The organism is Bradyrhizobium genomosp. III, assembly GCF_000261705.1.
In the GTDB taxonomy this organism is placed as follows: Bacteria; Pseudomonadota; Alphaproteobacteria; order Rhizobiales; family Xanthobacteraceae; genus Bradyrhizobium; species Bradyrhizobium ottawaense.
On the sequence record NZ_AJQF01000257.1, the window covers coordinates 13,340 to 34,135 of the forward strand.

Below are 20,796 nucleotides of genomic sequence, written 5' to 3' on the forward strand. Positions count from 1 at the left end.
GCGCCCGCCTTGTCAACTCGATGTAGCTGGAACGCCTAAACCGACGGCTTGCTGATCTTCCTGCGGTTGCGCTTGGCCAGCACGTTGAAGAATTCGACGGCCGCCGAGAACGCAATGGCAAAATAGATGTAGCCGCGCGGAATGTGGAATTGGAATCCGTCCGCGACCAGCGCGACGCCGATCAGCACCAGGAACGCCAGTGCCAGCATTTTCGTGGTCGGATGCTCCGCGACGAAGCGCGACACCGGGCCCGACGAAATGTACATGATCAGGCAGGCGATCACGACCGCCGCGATCATGATCTCGATATCCTGGGCCATGCCGATCGCGGTGATGATCGAATCCAGCGAGAACACGATGTCGATGACGATGATCTGGATGATCACCCAGAAGAAGGCGCTGCCGCCGGACTTCTGATCGGCCTCGCCGTCATCGGCCTCGACCTCGGCGTGGATCTCGTGCGTCGCCTTCGCGATCAGGAACAGGCCGCCGCCGATCAGGATGAGGTCGCGCCAGGAGAAGTCCGCGCCCTTGAATGAAAAAACCGGCGCGGTCAGGCCGATCAGCCAGACCAGGACGCTGAGCAGGATGATGCGGAAGATCAGCGCGAGAGCGAGTCCGATCTTGCGGGCGCGGTCCGCCTGCTGCTGGGGGATGCGCGAGACGATCACCGACAGGAAGATGACGTTGTCGATGCCGAGCACGATCTCGAGCGCGGTCAGGGTGAGCAGCGCGGCCCAGGCTTCGGGACTGGTCAACAGATGCATCATGCGAACGATCTTACCAGACGTATCAGCGCATCGCTGAAGCTGATCCAGAGCGCGATCGCGCAGAGTGCGATGGTGACGCCGGCGCCGACGCGGAAATCCATCTCCAGCACGTAGAGGCCAAGCAGCGCCCAGATCGCGATCAGCGACATCGTCAGCCAGCGCAGCCGCACGACGCGGACCGGATGCAACACGTGGAACGGCACGAAGGTCAGCACGACGAGCGCGGCCACCAGCAGCGTCGACCACAGCGGCGGCCAATGCAGCAGGAACAGATAGAACGCAGCCGCATTCCACAGTGCCGGGAAGCCGCGGAAATGATTGTCGTCCGCCTTCATGCGCAGATCGGCGAAATATAGTGCGCTGGTGACGATGATGGCGACGCCGAGCAAGGGAGCTGCGACCGGCAGCAGCAGGCCGCTGGCGACGATCGCGTAGGCCGGCACGAAGACATAGGTGACGAAGTCGACCACGAGATCGAGCACGTCGCCAGACCAGTTCGGCTGCACGTTCTTGACGTCGAGCCGGCGCGCGATCGGCCCGTCGATCGCGTCGATGATCAGGGCGACGCCCAGCCATTGAAACATCGCCGCCCAGTGCTCGCGCACGGCCTCCAGCATCGCCAATAGCGCGATCGCCGCGCCGAACGCGGTGAAGATGTGCACCGAGAAGGCCGCGGCGCGGATCGCCGGTTTCGGCTTCAGGGAATCCTGCTGGGTATCCATGGCTTCTGCTATCAGAATGAGGCCGGTTTGCACATCCGCCATTGCGACGCCCGGTCGCACAATCTGTCATAAAATCAGGCACAATCAGCGGGCTTGAATTTGCCGCGGAGCGTGTCATTTGTCGCTCCATGGCAGACGCATCGACACTCCATGACGCCGCCGTGATCGGCGGCGGACCGGCCGGACTTGCGGCGGCCATCGCGTTGGCGCAGGCGGGTGCGCGGACCGCGCTGGTGGCGCGGCGCGTTCCCTATGCCGACAATCGCACCACCGCGCTGCTCGGCGCCTCCGTCGAGCTGCTGGAGACGCTTGACGTCTGGTCCCGCTGCAAGGACAAGGCCGCCGCGCTGGAGGTCATGCGCCTCGTCGACGACACCGGCCGGCTGTTCCGCGCGCCGGAGGTCCGGTTCTCCTGTCACGAAATCGCGCTCGACGCCTTCGGCTACAACATCGACAACCGGTCGCTGATGCTGGCTCTGGAAGAGCGTGCGGCTGAGCTGCCCAATCTCATCCGTTTCGACGACGAGGCCGAAACCATCGTCATCGAAGCCGACGACGTCGCGGTCCACACCGCCTCCGCGCAGTTTCTCTCGGCCCGCCTGGTGGTCGGCGCCGACGGCCGACATTCGCTGTGCCGCGAAGCTGCCGGCATCGCGGTGACGCGGCGCGAGCTGACGCAGACGGCGCTGACCTTCAACGTCGGTCACACGCGGCCGCATCGCAACGTCTCGACCGAGTTCCACACACCGCATGGACCCTGCGTGTTCGTGCCCCTGCCCGGCGACCGCTCCAGCATCGTCTGGGTCTCGGCGCCTGCGGAGGCGGAGCGGCTCCGCGGCCTCAGCGATGCCGAGCTGTCGGCCGCGATCGAGAAACAGTCGCATTCGATCCTGGGACGCATGACGGTCGAGCCCGGCCGCAACCTGTTTCCGCTCGCGATCGAACGTCCGAAATCCTTCGGCCGAGACCGCATCGCGCTGGTTGGCGAAGCCGCCCATGTGGTTCCGCCGATCGGCGCCCAGGGCCTCAATCTCGGCCTGCGCGATGCCGCCGATGTTGCCAGGCTCGCGGGCGAGGTCATCGCAGCCGGCCAGGATCCCGGCGCGCCCGACGTGCTCAAACGCTACGACCGCGCGCGGCGTCCGGACGTTTTGAGCCGCACCTTTGCGATCGACATCGCCAACCGCTCGCTGCTCAACGATTTCCTTCCGCTTCAGCCGGTCCGTGCCGTCGGCATGCACCTGCTCGGCGCCATCGGCCCGCTCCGGCGTTTTGCGATGCGCGAAGGCCTGACGCCGACCTGGCGGCGGTAACTTCTCTCACGGAAACACCAGCCGTCCGCTCTGAAGCAGCCACATCACGCTGGTCAGCGTGACCACGGACGCGAAGGTGCCGAGCAGCACCGCGACGGACGCCGATTCGATCCAGGCATCGTTCTGCCGGGCGATCACGAACACGTTCAGCGCCGGCGGCAGCGAGGCCATCAGCACGGCGGTCGCAGTCCAGGGCTGCGCGAAGGGGCCGAACGCCAGCATCAGGCCGAACGCCGCCAGCGGATGGATCAGGAGCTTGACCGCGATCACGCCCGGCACTTCCCACGGCACCCGGTCGAACGGACGCAGCGCCACGGTCACGCCGAGCACGAACAGCGCGGTCGGCGCGGCGGCGTTCTGGAGGAAGGTGATGGTGCGGTCGAGCGCGACCGGCATCTCGATATGTAGCGCCGCGACCGCGGCGCCAAAGCAGGCCGACATGATCAGCGGGTTGAGCACGATCTGCTTCAGCACGACGCCGAAGGCGTGCACGATCGAGGGATGGTCGCGGTCGGACAGCTCGATCAAGAGCGGCACGATCGTGAACAGGAAGATGCTGTCGCAGCAGAAGATCAGCGCGGTCGGCGCCGCCGCCTTGGTCCCGAGCACGGCGAGCGCCAGGCCGGGCCCCATATAGCCGATATTGCCGTAGCCGCCGGAGAGGCCTGCGAGCGTCGCCTCGCGCAATGTCAGCCGCCCCAAAACCTTGCCCACGACCAGCGCCAGTGTGAACGCGGCGACGGTGGAGAGCGTGGTCGCTATCAGGAACGGCGGGTTGTTCAATTCCGCAAACGGCGTCTTCGACATGATCGCAAACAGCAGCGCCGGCAGCGACACGTAGAGCAGGAAGAAGTTCATCCAGGCGAGACCCGATTCCGGCAGGGACTTGACCTTGCCGCAGGCAAAACCGACGAAGATCAAGCCGAAATAAGGTAGCGCCAGATTGAGGATATCGACCATTGATGAAGTGTTTTCTGAAGACTTGGGGGTTATCTGCCCCCAAAGTGAACGTTAATTCCAGATGAGGCCACTAGCATCGGCCACAATCCTGGTCTATCGACGGGGAATGATTAAAGCGCGGACCGCCAAATTCCAGATCGGACAGGTCGTGCGCCACCGGATCTTCTCGTTCCGGGGCGTGATCTTCGACATCGATCCGGAATTCAACAACACCGAGGAGTGGTGGCTGTCGATCCCCGAGGAGGTGCGGCCCCACAAGGACCAGCCGTTCTACCACCTGCTCGCTGAGAACGCGGAATCGGAATACGTCGCCTATGTCTCGGAGCAGAACCTTCTGCCCGACGATTCCGGCGAGCCGGTCCGGCATTCCCAGGTCGCCGAGATCTTCATCAAGGACAAGGCCGGCGGCTATCGCCCGCGCAACCCGTCGCTGAACTAGGTTTTCACCACCAGCACCCAGCCAGCAAAAAAGGCGCTCGAGATGAGCGCCTTCTTCATGTCTGGACGTCTGACGCCCGATTACTTCTGGCCGGCCGGAGCCGCGCCCGGAGCAGCACCGCTCTGCTCGAGCTTCTTGCGCTGCTCATCAGCCTTCTTCTGAAGCTCTTCCTGGAGCTTCTTCTGATTTTCCTCGAACACCTTCGGATCGGTCGGCGGACCGTCATAGGCCTTCTGGAATTCGCCGGCGAGCGGCAGCGGCAGGGTCAGCGGCGCGCCGTTGGCGTTGATCGCCTGGACAACGAGATTCTGGCCCTTCTTCATGCTGTTGATGAGCTCGGGCGTCGCCTCGTAATCGGACATGCAGCCGTTCTGGAAGCAGATCACATAGGGCTGCTGCAGCGGCGCGTTGCTGTCCACGATGATGCGGGTGCCGTGCACGAGCTGCATGCCGAGCGGCAGCGTCACGCGCAGGATCTTCTTGGGCTCGCCTTCCGGCTCGATGATCACGGCGGCGATGACCGGCTGGCCCGATTCGATGCGGCCGTCCTTGCCGGTGAAGCAGACCTGCTTGGCGTTGGCGTCCTGGCCCTTCAGGCAGAACTTGGTCCAGGGGGCGTAGATCAGCTGGATCTGCTGATCGGCCGGCTGGGCCGCGCCCTGCTGCGCCGGAGCGCCTGCAGCGGGAGCCTGCTGCGCGGGGGCCTGAGCAGCCGGTGCCGGAGCCTTCGGGGCGGCCTTGGGAGCCGCTTTCGGGGCCGGAGCCGCCTTGGGCGCACCCGGGGCCGGGGCCGGCGCCGGGGTCTGGGCCTCGGCGGCAAACGGAACGGCCAACGCCGTCGCCGTCAACAGGGCGAGAAGTCGCCCACGCGGCCGGACGGACGCGGCCAAGTAACGGAAATTCATTGCGGAAAACCCTTTCTGAACGGGAAGCGCCCGAACCGCTCCGAAGCGCCGAACCAAGCCGCCTTGGGCGCGGCTCTCTTCCCGTCAATTGAGGCAGATAAGTGACGGGCTCGGCGCTCTTGCGCGATTGCCCGCCTTCTTAACGTGGCCGACGAAAAGATCAATGCCGACAACCGTCTTTGGCCACATCCGGGGCTGCGCCCGGTGAAATTCCCTGTGATAGGATTCGAGGCTAGCCGGTCCTCGAATCAACGTGTGCCGATGTTCAAGTTCCAGCGCCTTTTCGAGGGCCCCGGTCTCCGCCTTTGCGTCCTTGCCTCTATGCTCGCGGGTGGGCTGTGCGCTGGCAGCGCGCGGGGCGAGGAAGCCCACGCCATCGCCATGCACGGCAAGCCGGCCATGCCGGCCGATTTCACCCACATGCCCTACGCCAATCCCGATGCCCCCAAGGGCGGCCGCTTGACCTGGGGTGTTCTGGGCACCTTCGACAGCCTCAATCCCTTCATCGTGAGGGGATTAGCCGTGCAGCAGATGCGGGGCTACGTGGTCGAGAGCCTGCTCGCGCGCGGCAATGACGAGGCATTCACGCTCTATGGCCTGCTCGCCAGGAGCGTCGAAACCGACGACGAGCGGAGCTTCGTCACGTTCCGTCTCGATCCGCGCGCCCGTTTTTCCGACGGCAAGCAGGTCATGGCCGAAGACGTGCTGTTCTCCTGGCAGCTCCTGCGCGACCGCGGTCGTCCGAACCTTCGGCAATACTATGCCAAGGTTGCCAAGGCCGAGGCGCCCGATCCCCTCACCGTCCGCTTCGACCTCGCGGGCGCCAACGACCGCGAGCTGCCGCTGATCCTCGGCCTGATGCCGATCCTGTCGAAGCAAGCCGTCGACGTCGCGACCTTCGAGGAGACGACGCTGACGAGCCCGATCGGCTCAGGCCCCTATCGCGTCACGGCGGTGAAGCCCGGGGCCAGCGTGACGCTCACCCGCAATCCCGATTATTGGGGCCGCGACCTGCCCATCAACCGCGGGCTCTACAATTTCGACGAGATCCGGCTCGACTATTTTCGCGAGGCCAACGGCCAGTTCGAAGCCTTCAAGCGCGGCCTCTATGATTTCCGCGTCGAGCACGAGCCGCTGCGCTGGCACGACGGCTACGATTTTCCAGCCGCCAAAAGCGGCGAGGTGATCCGCGACAGCGTCAAGCCGGGCCTGCCGCAACCCTCCGAATTCCTGGTGTTCAACACCCGCCGTCCAATCTTCGCCGACATCCGCGTCCGCCAGGCGCTGACGCTTCTGTTCGATTTCGAGCTGGTCAACCGCAATTACTTTTTCGGGCTTTATTCGCGCGTTGCCGGCTATTTCGCCGGCTCCGACCTGTCGGCCTATGGCCGGCCCGCGGACGCGCGCGAGCGCGAGCTGCTCAAACCCTTCGCCGCGCAAATTCGGCCCGATGTCATGGACGGCAGCTACCGTCTGCCGGTGACTGACGGATCGGGACGCGACCGCACCACGCTGCGCGCCGCGCTGAAGCTGTTGTCGGACGCCGGCTATGAGCTCGACGGCACCGTGCTGCGCAATCGCAAGACCAAGGCGCCCCTCAACTTCGAGATCCTGGTCACGACCCGCGACCAGGAACGCATCGCGCTCGCCTTCCAGCGCGACCTCAAGCGCGCCGGCATCGAGCCGAGCGTGCGAACGGTCGACCCCGTGCAGTTCGATCAACGCCGGCTCGCTTACGAATTCGACATGATCCAGAACCGCTGGGACCAGTCGCTGTCACCCGGCAACGAGCAATATTTCTACTGGGGCAGCGCTGGCGCGGACAATCCGGGGACCCGCAACTACATGGGCGCCAGGGATCCGGCGATCGATGCCATGATCGCCGCCCTGCTCGAGGCCCGGGAACATACGGATTTCGTCTCGTCGGTGCGGGCGCTCGACCGCGCTCTGATCGCGGGCTTCTACACAATCCCCCTGTTTAACGTATCCGAGCAATGGATCGCGCGCTGGAATCGGATAGAACGGCCCAAGGCCACCTCGCTCTCAGGCTATTTGCCGGAGACCTGGTGGTCGAAGGGGCAGCCGCAAGCTCATCAAGCAAAGTGACGCCGTGAACCAGCCAGCCGTATCGCCGACGCTCGACACGTTGTTTCAGCGCACGCTGATCCGGCAGCCGCACGCGCCCGCCCTGCTTGATCCCCTCAACAAGGCCCGCGTGACCGGGCACCAGCCGCGGCGGATGACCTATGCCGAAGCCGACACGGCCATCGAGGCGCTGTCGGCTTATTTCGTCGAATCAGGCCTGCCGGCCAATTCCGTCATCGCGATCCAATTGCCTGCCACGGTCGAGTTCGTGTTCACCGTGCTCGCCGCCCATCGCGCCGGCCTCGTCGTCGCGGTGCTGCCGCTGCTCTGGCGGCACGCGGAACTGACCGCCGCGCTGAACCGCACCGCGGCGCGCGCCATCGTCACCATGAGCACGGTCGACGGCGTCAGCTATGCCGATCTGGCGATGCATGCGGCCGCGGAAGCCTTCTCGATCCGTCACGTCTGCGGCTTCGGCACCGATCTACCGGAAGGCATGGCTTCGCTCGACGAGGTGCTGGCCCGCCCGCCCGGCACCACGCGCGCCGTGATTCAGGACGGCCGCAAGGCGGCGATGATCTCCTTCGACGTCACGGCCGAAGGCTTTCGCCCGGTGCCGCGGCCGCATTTCAGCCTGATCGCCGGCGGGCTTGCGATGTCGCTGGAAGCCGACATCAGGCAGGGCGCGACCGTGATGGCGGCGTTCACGCCGATGTCGTTCGCAGGGCTCGCCTCCTCGCTCGCGGTGTGGCTGCTCTCCGGCGGCGCGCTGGCGCTGCATCATCCGTTCGAGAACGAGGTGCTGGAGCAGCAGATCAACGAGCATGAATGCGAGGTGCTGATCGCGCCGGCGCAGCTCGCGCTGCGTCTTGGCGATGCCGACCTGGCGGCGCGGATGCCGACCTTGCGCAATGTCATCGGCCTGTGGCGCGCGCCCGAGCAGGTGGCGGCGAGCGATGCCTGGATCGCGCCCCATGCCCCGCTGACCGACGTCTACCTGTTCGGCGAGGCCGGGCTGTTCGGCGCCCGCCGCGGCGAGGACGGTATGCCCGTTGCGGTGATGCCCGGGCCGCACGGCGCCCCGCGCGAGCAATCCGGCTCGTCCATTGCGGGCGAGATCCTGCTGACGCCGAAGGGCACGCTCGGCCTGCGAGGCGCGATGGTGCCGATCGCGGCCTATGCCCCGCCGCAGCCGGTCGGCGACACGCTGATCGCACAGCCGCCGCGCGATTATGTCGACACCGGCTATGCCGCCCGGCTCGACCGTCCGAGCGGCGCGATCTGCATCACCGCGCCCCCCTCCGGCATCATGGCCGTCGGCGGCTACCGCTTCCTCTCCAACGACCTTCAGGAATGGGCTCGCCGGCTCGGCCAGGGCGCCCTGCTCACCGCGCTGCCCGACCGGCTTTCCGGCCACCGGCTGGCCGGACGCGCGCAGGACAATACCCGGGCCCGCGAGGCGCTCAGCGAGCTCGGGCTTAACCCCCTGATGGTCGAAGCTTTTCGCGACCGTTCCGGCCCCGGCTAGGCGCGGTTTCGCCTGGTACGTTGACGCTGCATTAAGGCGGCCAAACTAGATTGCGGGGCATCTGTCGCGTGATCAGAGTTTTGCGAATGTCCCAGGCGGGCCCGATCCTGTTTGTGTCCAATGCCGAGCGGCCGCCCTTCATTGCGGCGCTGGACGAGGCCCGGCTCTTTCCCGTCGTCGACACCGACTGGGCCAGCGCAGCGCGCGCGGTCGAGCAGGTCCAGCCGGCCGCGGTTCTCGCCCAGATGTCCGGCGGTCATGAGCCGCATATTACGCCGCTCGCCAAGAAGATCGCCGACCAGTCGCTCTACCTTCCTTTCGTGGCCCTCGATGCTGCAGGCACGCTGCCCCACAACGCCCTGCCGTTCTCCTCGCGCGGCGGCAATTCCGACCGCCTGATCGCGCGCCTTCGCGCCGCTCTGCGCGTGCGCACCCTGCATGCCACGGTGCTGCGCCGGCTGCCGGAAGTGAAGGTCGCGCTGCCGCAAGGCGATCCCGCCCGCGATGCCACCGTGCTCCTGATCGGCCGCGGCTCGGCCTATCCCGCGCTCTCCGTCGCGCTCGGCGAACGTGCCGGCGTCGTCGGCGCGCTCTCGATCGAGGCCGCCGCGAAACATCTCAACACCCGTGACCTCGACGGCGTCGTGCTCGCCGAAGGTTTTACCGCGCGCGTCACCGACGCCTTTCTCACCGTGCTCGCCGAGGACACCCGCTTCCGCAGCCTGCCCGTCGTCGTCACCGCGCACCAGCTGACACAGACCTACGACCTGCCCAATCTCGAGCTGATCCCGGGCGAGCCGGCGAACGTCGCGGCCAATGCGCTGCCCCTGATCCGCCAGCATGCGATGGAAGCACAATTGAGCCGCACGCTGCGCTCGATCGATGCCGGCGGCTGGCTCGATCCGCGCAGCGGCCTGCTCACCGTGGAAGCCTTCGCCCGCGACTTTTCCAAGGCGGTCGAGCAGACGCTCGCCCGCGGCGGTGGTTTGTCGGTCGCACGCTTCGCCTTCGACCCCGGCAATTCCCGCGCCCAGCTCGATGCCGCCCGGATCCTTAGCCGGCTGATGCGGCAGATGGATTTCGGCGCGGCGCAGAAGGACGGCTCGGTCATCGTCGTGTTCGCGGAAACCGACTTCCGTACCGCCCACATGATCGCCCGCCGCCTCTCGGCGGTGATGCGGCACACCTCCAACGGCAAGCACGAGATGCGCAGCGAGCCCGTGGTCAGCGTGGATTCGCTGTCGCCGTCGGATACGGCAAGGTCGCTGCTGGGGCGGCTGTCGGCGGATGCGTCGCGGGCGGCATCGTAGCATCCGCCGGCACGGCTCGATCGCTCAAACCATCATGAGCTTGATCTGGCCGTCCTCGACGGTCCCCATCGCGAGCGCGTCGCGCGCCATCTTCTCGACGGCCGGCCAGTTCGCCAGAAGGTATCTCTGCGCCTGCGCCTTGGTCGGGAAATTTGTTTGAAGAATACAGCTCTGCCGCGTGTTCCCGTTCGCGATCTGGAAGGACACCGCCTGAGGGCCCTCCCGAAGCTCTTGCTCGGTGGGCTGGGGAAGCTTGCGCATGCTGCTCCTTCTCGCGGCTTAGCGAACCGGTAAGGCGACCCCGGAGGCTGGATCGGCGCGAGCCGTCCCGGCCGCGATCTTCCTGGCTTTCAATCTTCGCTCTGACTCGAGGCTCGGTTGCGTATTGCGGACCGCTTCGGTCAGCATCAGGCGGAGCTCTGCCTTGGTCTTGGGTGCTTGTCGCGTGGTCGACTTCTGCCAATTGGTCATGAAGTCTATATGGGTATTTTCGCGCGAAACGCCACCATTCGCATTCGCGATCAGGCGGTAACCGGTGCAAAAAACCCGCGGCCGGTGAACGGTCGCGGGTCAAGAGATCCGAAGCTCTGCCAGTACATCCGTGGTCAAAGCAACGTCATGTCGATTGCGACAGCCTATGCGGCGCGCAGATCTTCAGCAGCAGACTTGCCGGTCCGGCGGTCTGCAACGATTTCGAATGAAACCTTCTGCCCTTCGTTGAGGGTATTCATGCCGGCGCGTTCAACGGCGCTGATATGAACGAACACATCCTGGCTGCCCTGGTCGGGCTGAATGAATCCGAAACCCTTTTGGCTGTTAAACCACTTCACAGTTCCCGTCGTCATGGGGTCGTCCTTTACGATAGATAAGCGTTTGGCCACGCTCAAAAGCGCGGTCGATGTCGTCGAGATCTGGAGGGAGGGTCGTCAGTCAGGCGCGCTTGAAAGCGGCGAGGCCAAGTCGTTCGGCCGAAACTCGATCATTTGGATATAGATACTGCTCGGTCATTCCGCAAGTGACCATACGTCATTGTCTTCGGATCCAGAGGCCGCGCAACGATTCAAGCCGCATCGCCTCTGCAGATATCACAGCGCCTCACGCCGCCTTCTTGCTTTCCGCGAGCTGCGCCAGCTGGCGCATGATCTCCGTCGTCCCAACGAGACGCTCTTCCGGCGTCTCCCAATCCTGCAGGAACACCACCTTCATATCGGGCCGCACCTTGGCGGCCTGGCCGTAGCTGCGGATGAAGCTCACCAGACGATCGGGATGGGCGAAGGAATTGTCGCGGAAGGCGATGACGGCGCCCTTCGGGCCGGCATCGATCTTCCCGACATTGGCGCGGCGGCAGAACGCCTTGATCGCGGCCACCTTGAAGAGGTAGCGCACCTCGTCCGGCAGCACGCCGAAGCGATCGCGCATCTCGGCGCCAAAATTCTCGATCTCCTCCTCGGTGTCGAGATCGGCCAGACGCCGGTACAGCGACAGCCGCACCGAGAGATCGCCGACATAATCCTCCGGAATGAGCACGGGCATGCCGATGGTGATCGACGGCGACCAGCGGTCGGCGGCGGGCTCGGAGACGCCGGCCTTGAGGTTGACGATCGCCTCCTCCAGCATCGACTGGTAGAGCTCGAAGCCGACCTCCTTGATATGGCCGGACTGCTCCTCGCCGAGCAGATTGCCGGCGCCGCGGATGTCGAGGTCGTGCGAGGCGAGCTGGAAGCCTGCGCCCAGCGTCTCCAGCGATTGCAGCACCGTGAGCCGGCGCTCGGCCTGCGCGGTGATCTTCTGCTGCGCCGGCAGCGTGAACAGCGCATACGCACGCAGCTTGGAGCGGCCGACGCGGCCGCGCAGCTGATAGAGCTGGGCGAGCCCGAACATGTCGGCGCGGTGCACGATCAGCGTGTTGGCGTTGGGGATGTCGAGGCCGGACTCGACGATCGTGGTCGACAGCAGGATGTCGAACTTGCCGTCGTAGAACGCGGTCATGATGTCTTCGATCACAGCAGGCGGCATCTGGCCGTGCGCGACCGCGACCTTCATCTCCGGCACGTTCTTGTCGAGGAAATCCTTGACCTCGGCGAGGTCGTCGATGCGCGGCACCACGTAGAACGCCTGGCCGCCGCGGTAGCGCTCGCGCAGCAGCGCCTCGCGGATCATCAGCGGATCATGCGGAGCGACGAAGGTGCGCACCGCGAGGCGATCAACCGGGGGCGATGCGATGATCGAGAGCTCGCGAACCCCGGTCAGCGCCAGCTGCAGCGTGCGCGGAATCGGGGTTGCCGACAGCGTCAGCACGTGCACCTCGGAGCGCAGCGCCTTCAGCCGCTCCTTGTGGGTCACGCCAAAGTGCTGCTCCTCGTCGACGATGACGAGGCCGAGGTCGCGGAATTTGATGGCCTTGCCGAGCAGTGCATGAGTGCCGACGACGATGTCGACCGAACCGTCGGCGATGCCCTTCTTGACCAGATTGAGCTCCTTGGTCGCGACCAGCCGCGAAGCCTGCGCCACGTTCACTGGAAAGCCCTTGAAGCGCTCGGTGAAGGTCTTCGCGTGCTGGCGCGCGAGCAGCGTGGTCGGCACCACCACGGCGACCTGCTTGCCTTCGAGCGCGACGGCAAAGGCCGCGCGCAACGCCACCTCGGTCTTGCCGAAACCGACGTCGCCGCAGATCAGCCGGTCCATGGGACGGCCGAGTTCGAGATCCTTCAGCGTGGATTCGATCGCCCCTAGCTGGTCCTCAGTCTCGTCATACGGGAAGCGCGCGCAGAACTCGTCGTACAGGCCCGGTTGCACCGGCAGCTTGGGCGCCTCGTGCAAATGGCGCGCGGCGGCGATCTTGATCAGCTCGCCCGCGATCTCGCGGATGCGGTTCTTGAGTTTTGCCTTGCGGGTCTGCCAGCCGCCGCCGCCGAGGCGATCGAGCTCGACCGTGGTCTGGTCGGAGCCGTAGCGCGACAGCAGCTCGATGTTCTCGACCGGCAGGAACAGCTTTGTCTCGGCGGCATAATGCAGCTCGAGACAGTCATGCGGCGCGCCGGCGACGTCGAGGGTCTGGAGGCCGACGAAGCGGCCGATGCCGTGGTCGACGTGGACGACGATGTCGCCCGCGGCAAGGCTCGTGATCTCCGAGATGAAATTGTCGAGCTTGCGGCTGGCCTTGCGCGGCCGCACCAGGCGATCGCCAAGGATGTCCTGCTCGCTGATCAGCGCGATCTCATCGGTCTCGAAACCGCTTTCGAGGCCGAGCACCGCGAGCATGGTCTCGTTGCGCGGGGTCGCCTGCACCGTCCGCCAGCTGTTGACGCTGGTGGTGTGGGCCAGCTTGTGGTCGCGCAGCATCGAAGTCATGCGGTCGCGTGAGCCCTCGCTCCAGAGCGCGATCACGACCTTCTTGCGCTGGGCGTGCAGCGCCATGACGTGGCTGACCACGGACTCGAATACGTTGACCGTGGTGTCGTTGCGTTCCGGCGCGAAGTCACGGCCCTTGCGGGCACCGGCGTCGATGACACTGGTCCCGTCAGCCGGAACCGAGAACTGTGTCAGCCGCAGCAGCGGCATGTCGCTCTCGCGCCTGGTCCATTCCTCGCCGGTCAGATAGAGCCGGTCCGGCGGCAGCGGCTTGTAGATGGCGCCGCCGCCGGGATGCTCCATGGCATCGCGGCGGGCCTCGTAATAGTCCTGGATCTGCTTGAATCGCTCGCGGACGGCGTCCTCGGCCTGCGGCTCGATCGCGATGGGCGCGCCTTGCAGATAATCGAACAGCGTGTCCATCCGGTCCTGGAACAGCGGCAGCCAGTGCTCCATGCCGGGATGGCGGCGGCCTTCGCTGACGGCCTCGTACAGCGCATCGTCGCGCTCGGGCGCGCCGAACTCGGCGACATAGCCCATGCGGAAACGGCGGATGGTGTCGGTGACGAGCTGGAATTCCGAGATCGGCACGAAGTCGAGCGAGCGCATGTCAAGCAGCGTGCGCTGGGTCTCGGCATCGAAGGTGCGGATCGATTCCAGGCTGTCGCCGAAGAAGTCGAAGCGCACCGGCTGCTCGAGGCCGGCCGGAAACAGATCGAGGATGCCGCCGCGCACGGCGTATTCACCGGGCTCACGCACGGTCGAGGAACGGTTGTAACCATTGTGCTCGAGCCAGGCGACGATGGTGTCCATCGGCACGACGTTGCCGGGCGCGACCGACAGCGCCTGCGCCGCGACGAGTTCACGCGCCGGCACGCGCTGCACGATCGCATTCACCGTGGTCAGCACGATCAGCGGCTTGTCGCTGCCGGTCAGCGAGGCCAGCCGCGCCAGCGTGGTCAGGCGTTGTGCCAAAATGCCGCCATGCGGCGAGACGCGGTCATAGGGCTGGCAGTCCCAGGCCGGGAACTGGAGCACCGGCAGATCGGGCGCGAAGAACTGCAGCGCGCGTTCGAGCTGCTGCATGCGCGGACCGTCGCGGCAGACCACGGCAAGGCTGACGGCCGGCTTCTTCGGCCGCGCCGCGATGGCGCGGGCGAGATCGGAGACGACCAGGCCTTCGGCGCCTTCCGCGACATTGGCAAGCGTCAGCACACGGCCGGGCGCTAGCAGCTCGGCCGGAGATTTCATTCCCTGCTTCATGCGTCGCGGTCCGCGATCGGATAGGCCTTGATGCGGGCAAACAGCGCACCGGTCACATCGGCCGGCAGCACCTTGTCACCGGTGATGGCGGCATAGAGATCGGGATCGTTGACCTCGAGCAGGGCCTCGAGCTCGGTCAATTCAGGCTCGGACAGATTGCCGATCTCGGCATCCGCAAAGCGGCCGAGGATCAGGTCCATCTCGCGCGTGCCGCGGTGCCAGCAGCGGAACAAAAGCCGCTTGCGGCGGTCGTCCAGCCCGCTGCTCGATCGTGTCGTTCCCGTCATGTCTCAAATCCAGTCAAACGCAGAAAGCCCGGACGTGCCGGGCGGGGCTGATATAGCCATTCGGGGTGGCCGTGTCAGCCCCTCGATTTGGCAAGCCTGCCGCCCGGGTGCGGCCGCGAAAAAAGCCGTGGATGCCCGGCATAAAGCCGGGCATGACGGGCCGAAACGATCCTAGATTCGCATCCATGCGCCCCAGCCTGCTCAATCCGCTGTTTGCTCCCGTGACCAGCCTGCCCGGCGTCGGTCCGAAGCAGGACAAGCTGCTGCAATATTTGCTCAGCCGCAGCGAGACGCCGCGGCTGGTCGACCTGCTGCTGCATCTGCCGAGCCAGGTCATCGACCGCCGCGCCCGGCCGAAGATCCGCGACGCCGCGGTCGGAACCATGGTGACGCTGGAGGTCACCGTCGACCGCCATCGCCCCCCTCCACCGCGCAACGCGCGCGCACCCTATCTGGTCTATGCCAGCGACGACACCGGCGACGTCGTGCTGACCTTCTTCCGCGCCAAGCCCGGCTATGTCGAAAAACTGCTGCCAATGGGGGAGAAGCGGTTCGTCTCCGGCACGCTGCAGATGTACGACGGCATCCCGCAGATGGTGCATCCCGACCGCGTGCTGGACGAGGAGGCGATCGCAAAGCTCTCCGGCATCGACCCGGTCTATCCGCTGACGGAGGGTCTGGCGCTCGGCTCACTCCGCCGCGCGATCGCGCAGGCGCTGCAGAAGCTGCCGGCTTTGCCGGAGTGGATCAGCCCGGAGGTGATGCGCCGCTGCAATTTTCCTGCGATCACCGAGGCGCTCAACCGTGTGCACCAGCCGGTCGAGCTGACGGACATCCTGCCCGATCAGCCGTTCTGGTCGCGACTCGCCTTTGACGAGCTCCTGGCCGGCCAGCTCGCGCTCGCTTTGATCCGCGCGCAGCTCCGCCGCCCGGCCGGCGTGCGCAATGCCGGCGACGGGCACCTCCGCAACAAGATCATCGACGCCCTGCCCTATGCATTGACGCTGTCCCAGCGTGACGCAGCCGCGGCGATCGCCAGCGATCTGCAACAGCCCGTGCGCATGTTGCGCCTGCTCCAGGGCGACGTCGGCTCCGGCAAGACCGTGGTCGCGCTGCTCGCGGCCGCGGCCGTCACGGAGGTCGGCAAGCAGGCCGCGCTGATGGCACCGACCGAAATCCTGGCGCGCCAGCACATCAAGACCATCGCCCCGCTCGCCGAGCGCGCCGGCATGCGGGTTGCGATCCTCACCGGCCGTGAAAAGGGCAAGGAGCGGCGTGAATTGCTGGCGCAGCTCGAAGCCGGAGAGATCGACCTCCTGGTCGGCACCCACGCCCTGATTCAGGACGACGTGATCTTCCATGATCTCGCCCTCGCCATCGTCGACGAGCAGCACCGCTTCGGCGTGCGCGAACGCCTCGCGCTCACGTCCAAGGGCGAAGCGGTCGACGTGCTGGTGCTGAGCGCGACGCCGATCCCGCGCACGCTGGTGCTGACCTATTTCGGCGACATGGACATTTCCGAGCTGCGCGAAAAGCCGGCCGGCCGCCAGCCGATCGAAACCCGCACCATATCGATCAGCCGCCTCGCCGAAGTCACAGACAGCATCGGCCGCGCGCTGCAGGCGGGCAAGCTGGTTTACTGGATCTGCCCGCTGGTCGAGGAATCCGAGGCCGAAGGCACCGAGCACCTCACCAACGCGACGAAGCGTTTCGAGAGCCTGCAGAAGCGGTTCGGCGAGCGCGTCGGGCTCGTGCACGGCCAGATGAAGGGCACCGAGAAGGACCGCGTGATGGGCCAGTTCGCCGCCCACGAGATCGGCCTGCTGGTCGCGACCACCGTGGTCGAGGTCGGCGTCGATGTGCCGGCGGCGACCATCATGGTGATCGAGAATGCCGAGCGTTTTGGCCTCGCCCAGCTGCACCAGCTGCGCGGCCGGATCGGACGCGGCTCGGAGGCCTCGACCTGCCTGCTGCTCTACTCCGAGCCGCTCGGCGAGATGTCGAAGGCGCGGCTGAAGGTGATCCGGGAGACCACCGACGGTTTTCGTATCGCCGAGGAGGATTTGAAGCTGCGCGGCGAAGGCGACGTGCTTGGCGTGCGCCAGAGCGGCCTGCCCGGCTACCGCATCGCGCGCTCGGAGGTCCACGGCCAGCTCATCACCCAGGCGCGCGACGAGGCGCTTCGCATCCTCAAGGACGATCCAAAGCTGAAGGGCGAGCGCGGCGAGGCGCTGCGGTGCCTGCTGTATCTGTATGAGCGCGACGAGGCGATCCCGCTGATCGGCGCGGGCTGAGGGCTTCCGCAAAGATCGTCGCAAAGGGACTCGCGGAGACTCCCCCTCGTGTGGAGAGAGACCTTTACATCTGAAGCAAACCGGCTCGCGGGAGCGACTAGGCTTTCTTCTGCGCGATCCCCGCAGCGAACGCCTTCATCAGCGCGGCATCCGCCGCCTCACCATTTGCATCCTCGGCGAGATGCTCGAACCATCTCGCAAAGCCCTCATAGATCTGGCTGGCCGGATGATCCGGGCCGAGGAATCCGGAAATCTCCCGCATCTCCGCGACCCAGCGATACGCTTTCGGGATCATGTCAGGCAGCGCGACCTCGAGCCGCGCCAGGATCGCGGGCTGGCTCAGCGCCAGTTCGTCACGCAACGCGTCCGCAGCGCCCGCTTTCGTTGCCGCGATCACCATGGCCGAGCCGATGCCGGCGAGACCCTTGACGATGCCGGCGTAGGACATTTTCAGGGCGGACGCCGCGCCGACAGGCCCCTCCACAATGCGCACGTCCAGGCCGAACTCCTTCAGCGCCGCGACGTCCTTGGCGTATGCGCCGGACATGTAGAAGGCCGGGCTCTTGCCGCCGGGCTGCGGCGGAAAGCCGATGATGCCGCCATCGACGAACGGCGCCTGCGCCGAGCCGATGATCTCCTCAATTCTCTGCACGGTATCGACGTTGACGGCGTTACAATCGACCACGATTGGCTTCTTCTCGCGCCTGACGATCAGCGCGGCCAGCCGCTCAGCCAGCGCAACGGCTTTTCCCGGCGGCACGATCGAGAGGATGATGTCGGCGCTCGCAATTTGATTGTCATCGGCGCCGACCATGCCGGCATCTGCCGCGCGTTTCCGCGTCGCCTCGCTCCGCCCGTCCAAAGACGTCAGCACGCGCGCGCCGTGCTCACTGAGGCGGCGGGCGACGGCGCTGCCCATGGCGCCGGGCGCGAGGATCGCAATGGTCTTGGACATCATGTACTCCAGATCGAATTCCGAGCGAGGCGCTCAGGTGAACCGGAGGATATCAGAGGATGCGAACGCGCGCGTGACTGCGGCCATCCCGCAAGGGAATGGCCCTACTCCACCTTCGCAGGCTCGGGCCGAAGCGCCGAGGCGTTGGCGATGCGCGCGGCATTCGCCATGCCCGCGAGCGCGGCGGCCTTTTTCGGATCGGGTGCCGAGCCCGGCTGCACCACGCCGGCCGACATGATCAAGGTCGCGGCGTCTTCGGTGCTCATGTCGACTTCGACGATCTTGCTCTTGGGCACGTAGAAGAAGAATCCGGTGGTCGGGTTCGGCGAGCACGGCAGGAACACGGAGACATGCTCCTCCTGCCCCGGCAGGCTGCGCGCGACCTCTTCATTCGGCGATTGCGAGATCAGCACGATCGACCACATGCCTGGCGAGGGAAACTCGACCAGCCCGACTTTGCGGAAGCTCGAGCCCTTGCCCGAGAACAGCGTCTCGAACACCTGCTTCAGGCCGCGATAGATGGCGCGCACGGCCGGGATCCGGCCGAGGAAGGTCTCGCCGACATCGACCAGCGTCCGGCCGATCAGGTTGGCGGCGAGGAATCCGACCAGCGTCAGCGTGAAAAATGCGACGACCAATCCCCAGCCGGGAATGACGTACGGCAAATAGGTTTCGGGCCGGTAGGCCAGCGGCACGAACGGCCGCACCACGCCGTCGACCCAGGTCACGAACCACCAGACCAGATACAGGGTGATGGCGATTGGGCCCGTCACCACGAGGCCAGTCAGAAAATAGTTGCGGAAGCGGCCCATCAGGCCGGTATGCGGTTCCGGGAGAGGATCAAGAGGCGCAGGCGCGTCGTCGCGGGGGGTCATTCGGGTTCCTGGTCGGTCGCAGCACACAAGCTAGGGTCTTCTAGCAGGTTTTGGAAGACCGCGACCGACTGATATCCCTTCTGCCTATTCCACGGTCACCGATTTCGCGAGGTTGCGAGGCTGGTCGACGTCGGTCCCCATGACGACAGCCGTGTGATAGGCGAGCAGCTGCACGGGAACGGCATAGACCATCGGGGTGAAGGCCGCCGCCATGTCGGGCATGACGATGGTGACGAGGGACTCCACGGTCGCCTCTTCCGCACCCTTCGCGTCCGTCATCAGGATGATGTTGCCGCCGCGCGCGGCGACCTCCTGCATGTTGGAGACCGTCTTTTCGAACACCCGGTCGTAAGGCGCGATGACGACGACAGGCATCGTCTCGTCGATCAGCGCGATCGGCCCGTGCTTGAGCTCGCCGGCAGCATACCCCTCGGCGTGGATGTAGGAGATCTCCTTCAGCTTCAGCGCGCCTTCGAGCGCAAGCGGGAAGCTGGTGCCGCGGCCGAGATAGAGCACGTCGCGCGACTTGGCGATCCTGTGCGCGAGCTTTTCGATCTGCAGCTCGGTGGTGAGCGCATCCGCCATCAGGCGCGGGACCTCGACGAGGCCATGGACCAGCTTGGTCTCATCCTCGTCGGACAATTCGCCGCGCGCCTTGCCGGCCGCGATCGCGAGGTTTGCGAGCACCATGAGCTGACAGGTGAAGGCCTTGGTCGAGGCGACGCCGATCTCGGGGCCCGCGAGCGTCTGCAGCACGGTCTCGCTCTCGCGCGCGATCGTCGAGGTCGGCACGTTGACGACGGCGACCGTGTGCACGCCCTCGGCCTTGGCATAGCGCAGTGCCGCCAGGGTGTCGGCGGTCTCGCCGGACTGCGAGATGAAGATGGCGAGATCGCCCTTGCGCAAGGGCGCCTCGCGGTAGCGGAATTCGGAGGCGACATCGACCTCGACCGGCACGCGCGCAAAGCGCTCGAACCAGTATTTTGCGACGTAGCCGGCATAGCTCGCGGTGCCGCACGCCGTAATGTTGATGCGCTGAATGTTCTTGAAGTCGAACGGCAGCTTGACCGGCAGCGCGACACGCTCGGTTGCCATGTCGACGTATCGCGCCAGCGTGTGGCCGACCACTTCCGGCTGCTCGTGGATCTCCTTCGCCATGAAGTGGCGATAGTTCGCCTTGTCGACGAGCGAAGTCGAGGCGGCATGCTTGATCTTGTCGCGCTGGACGGCATTGCCGTCCTTGTCGAAAATCGACGCGCTCTTGCGCGTCAACACGACCCAGTCGCCATCTTCGAGATAGCTGATCGTGTCGGTGAACGGGCCGAGCGCGATAGCGTCCGAGCCGAGATACATCTCGCCGTCGCCATAGCCGATCGCCAGCGGCGGCCCGTTGCGGGCGCCGATCATCAGGTCGCCGTCGCCGGCGAAGATGAAGCCGAGCGCGAAGGCGCCGCGGAGTCGCCCCAGCGCCAGCTTGACGGCTTCGACCGGCTTGTTGCCGCGCGTGAGCAAATCGTCGACCAGGTGCAGCACGATCTCGGTGTCGGTCTCGGTGTGGAACACCGTGCCCTTCTTCTCGAGCTCCTCGCGCAGCTCGCGGAAATTCTCGATGATGCCGTTGTGGACCACGGCGACGCGCTCGGTCGCGTGCGGATGGGCGTTGTTGACGGTGGGCTTGCCGTGGGTGGCCCAGCGGGTATGGCCGATGCCGGTGGTGCCCTGGAGCGGCTCGGCTTCCA

Annotated in this window: 17 protein-coding genes; 6 read left to right on the forward strand and 11 right to left on the reverse strand. The window is 65.9% G+C overall.

Annotated elements, in window-relative coordinates:
• Positions 1–35 precede the first annotated feature (35 nt).
• Both IC66_RS0122230 and pcsA read right to left on the reverse strand, forming a co-directional pair.
• Positions 36–770, reverse strand: a complete 735-nt coding sequence (locus IC66_RS0122230) for a TerC family protein (protein ID WP_028144563.1) — start codon at positions 768–770, stop codon at positions 36–38.
• On the reverse strand, positions 767–1,534 hold the full coding sequence (gene pcsA, locus IC66_RS0122235; RefSeq protein WP_028144562.1) for a phosphatidylcholine synthase: 768 nt from the start codon (positions 1,532–1,534) through the stop codon (positions 767–769). Before pcsA ends, IC66_RS0122230 begins: the two co-directional genes overlap by 4 nt.
• 86 nt (positions 1,535–1,620) lie before the next feature.
• On the opposite strand from pcsA, the gene IC66_RS0122240 reads away from it, so the two are divergent.
• Entirely contained in the window at positions 1,621–2,805 is a 1,185-nt protein-coding gene (locus IC66_RS0122240) for a UbiH/UbiF family hydroxylase (RefSeq protein WP_038949095.1), read from the forward strand.
• 6 nt (positions 2,806–2,811) lie between these two features.
• Here the strand turns inward: IC66_RS0122240 and IC66_RS0122245 are convergent, their stop codons facing one another.
• Positions 2,812–3,765 (reverse strand): AEC family transporter, encoded by a 954-nt coding sequence (locus tag IC66_RS0122245; RefSeq protein WP_038949096.1) that lies wholly within the window; start codon positions 3,763–3,765, stop codon positions 2,812–2,814.
• 106 nt (positions 3,766–3,871) lie between these two features.
• Here IC66_RS0122245 and hspQ point away from each other — a divergent pair, with 106 nt between their 5' ends.
• A complete protein-coding gene (hspQ, locus tag IC66_RS0122250; protein ID WP_008564941.1) occupies positions 3,872–4,204 on the forward strand; it encodes a heat shock protein HspQ in 333 nt (110 codons plus the stop codon).
• 80 nt (positions 4,205–4,284) lie between these two features.
• Here hspQ and IC66_RS0122255 read toward each other — a convergent pair whose 3' ends face one another.
• Positions 4,285–5,109: an invasion associated locus B family protein gene (locus IC66_RS0122255; protein ID WP_038949097.1), complete on the reverse strand. Its 825-nt coding sequence runs from the start codon at positions 5,107–5,109 to the stop codon at positions 4,285–4,287.
• A 261-nt stretch (positions 5,110–5,370) separates the two neighbouring features.
• Between IC66_RS0122255 and IC66_RS0122260 the strand changes: the two genes are divergently transcribed.
• The 3 genes from IC66_RS0122260 to IC66_RS0122270 all read left to right on the forward strand — a co-directional run bounded on the left by IC66_RS0122260 (position 5,371) and on the right by IC66_RS0122270 (position 10,032).
• Positions 5,371–7,215 carry an extracellular solute-binding protein gene (locus IC66_RS0122260; protein ID WP_028144558.1) on the forward strand — a complete coding sequence of 615 codons (1,845 nt, stop codon included), beginning with the start codon at positions 5,371–5,373 and terminating at the stop codon, positions 7,213–7,215.
• 4 nt (positions 7,216–7,219) lie between these two features.
• Entirely contained in the window at positions 7,220–8,722 is a 1,503-nt protein-coding gene (locus tag IC66_RS0122265) for a class I adenylate-forming enzyme family protein (protein ID WP_038949098.1), read from the forward strand.
• A gap of 86 nt (positions 8,723–8,808) precedes the next feature.
• Positions 8,809–10,032 (forward strand): hypothetical protein, encoded by a 1,224-nt coding sequence (locus IC66_RS0122270; protein ID WP_038949100.1) that lies wholly within the window; start codon positions 8,809–8,811, stop codon positions 10,030–10,032.
• Positions 10,033–10,056: 24 nt separating this feature from the next.
• On the opposite strand, the gene IC66_RS0122275 is transcribed toward IC66_RS0122270, so the two are convergent.
• The 4 genes from IC66_RS0122275 to IC66_RS0122295 form a co-directional block, all read right to left on the reverse strand.
• Positions 10,057–10,293: a hypothetical protein gene (locus tag IC66_RS0122275; protein ID WP_038949101.1), complete on the reverse strand. Its 237-nt coding sequence runs from the start codon at positions 10,291–10,293 to the stop codon at positions 10,057–10,059.
• A 374-nt stretch (positions 10,294–10,667) separates the two neighbouring features.
• Complete coding sequence (locus IC66_RS0122280) at positions 10,668–10,877, reverse strand: cold-shock protein (protein ID WP_028144554.1); 210 nt, start codon at positions 10,875–10,877, stop codon at positions 10,668–10,670.
• Positions 10,878–11,127: 250 nt separating this feature from the next.
• On the reverse strand, positions 11,128–14,646 hold the full coding sequence (gene mfd, locus IC66_RS0122290; protein ID WP_038949102.1) for a transcription-repair coupling factor: 3,519 nt from the start codon (positions 14,644–14,646) through the stop codon (positions 11,128–11,130).
• A complete protein-coding gene (locus IC66_RS0122295; RefSeq protein WP_038949104.1) occupies positions 14,643–14,933 on the reverse strand; it encodes an FAD assembly factor SdhE in 291 nt (96 codons plus the stop codon). Before IC66_RS0122295 ends, mfd begins: the two co-directional genes overlap by 4 nt.
• A 185-nt stretch (positions 14,934–15,118) precedes the next feature.
• On the opposite strand from IC66_RS0122295, the gene recG reads away from it, so the two are divergent.
• Positions 15,119–17,227 carry an ATP-dependent DNA helicase RecG gene (gene recG / locus IC66_RS0122300; RefSeq protein ID WP_038949105.1) on the forward strand — a complete coding sequence of 703 codons (2,109 nt, stop codon included), beginning with the start codon at positions 15,119–15,121 and terminating at the stop codon, positions 17,225–17,227.
• Between the two features lie 97 nt (positions 17,228–17,324).
• Here the strand turns inward: recG and IC66_RS0122305 are convergent, their stop codons facing one another.
• The 3 genes from IC66_RS0122305 to glmS all read right to left on the reverse strand — a co-directional run.
• Entirely contained in the window at positions 17,325–18,182 is an 858-nt protein-coding gene (locus IC66_RS0122305) for an NAD(P)-dependent oxidoreductase (RefSeq protein WP_038949106.1), read from the reverse strand.
• Positions 18,183–18,286: 104 nt separating this feature from the next.
• A complete protein-coding gene (locus tag IC66_RS0122310) occupies positions 18,287–19,057 on the reverse strand; it encodes a DUF502 domain-containing protein (protein ID WP_028144549.1) in 771 nt (256 codons plus the stop codon).
• A gap of 84 nt (positions 19,058–19,141) precedes the next feature.
• On the reverse strand, positions 19,142–20,796 hold a 1,655-nt coding region (glmS, locus tag IC66_RS0122315; protein ID WP_038949107.1), incomplete at its 5' end, for a glutamine--fructose-6-phosphate transaminase (isomerizing).

Coding starts and splice junctions, on each gene's coding strand:
- pcsA (WP_028144562.1), bottom strand. CDS start 1,534: ATGGCGGATGTGCAAACCGGCCTCATTCTGATAGCAGAAGCCATGGAT.
- IC66_RS0122280 (WP_028144554.1), bottom strand. CDS start 10,877: ATGACGACGGGAACTGTGAAGTGGTTTAACAGCCAAAAGGGTTTCGGA.
- mfd (WP_038949102.1), bottom strand. CDS start 14,646: ATGAAGCAGGGAATGAAATCTCCGGCCGAGCTGCTAGCGCCCGGCCGT.
- IC66_RS0122245 (WP_038949096.1), bottom strand. CDS start 3,765: ATGGTCGATATCCTCAATCTGGCGCTACCTTATTTCGGCTTGATCTTC.
- hspQ (WP_008564941.1), top strand. CDS start 3,872: ATGATTAAAGCGCGGACCGCCAAATTCCAGATCGGACAGGTCGTGCGC.
- IC66_RS0122230 (WP_028144563.1), bottom strand. CDS start 770: ATGATGCATCTGTTGACCAGTCCCGAAGCCTGGGCCGCGCTGCTCACC.
- IC66_RS0122270 (WP_038949100.1), top strand. CDS start 8,809: ATGTCCCAGGCGGGCCCGATCCTGTTTGTGTCCAATGCCGAGCGGCCG.
- IC66_RS0122240 (WP_038949095.1), top strand. CDS start 1,621: ATGGCAGACGCATCGACACTCCATGACGCCGCCGTGATCGGCGGCGGA.
- IC66_RS0122310 (WP_028144549.1), bottom strand. CDS start 19,057: ATGACCCCCCGCGACGACGCGCCTGCGCCTCTTGATCCTCTCCCGGAA.
- recG (WP_038949105.1), top strand. CDS start 15,119: ATGCGCCCCAGCCTGCTCAATCCGCTGTTTGCTCCCGTGACCAGCCTG.
- IC66_RS0122255 (WP_038949097.1), bottom strand. CDS start 5,109: ATGAATTTCCGTTACTTGGCCGCGTCCGTCCGGCCGCGTGGGCGACTT.
- IC66_RS0122260 (WP_028144558.1), top strand. CDS start 5,371: ATGTTCAAGTTCCAGCGCCTTTTCGAGGGCCCCGGTCTCCGCCTTTGC.
- IC66_RS0122295 (WP_038949104.1), bottom strand. CDS start 14,933: ATGACGGGAACGACACGATCGAGCAGCGGGCTGGACGACCGCCGCAAG.
- IC66_RS0122275 (WP_038949101.1), bottom strand. CDS start 10,293: ATGCGCAAGCTTCCCCAGCCCACCGAGCAAGAGCTTCGGGAGGGCCCT.
- IC66_RS0122305 (WP_038949106.1), bottom strand. CDS start 18,182: ATGTCCAAGACCATTGCGATCCTCGCGCCCGGCGCCATGGGCAGCGCC.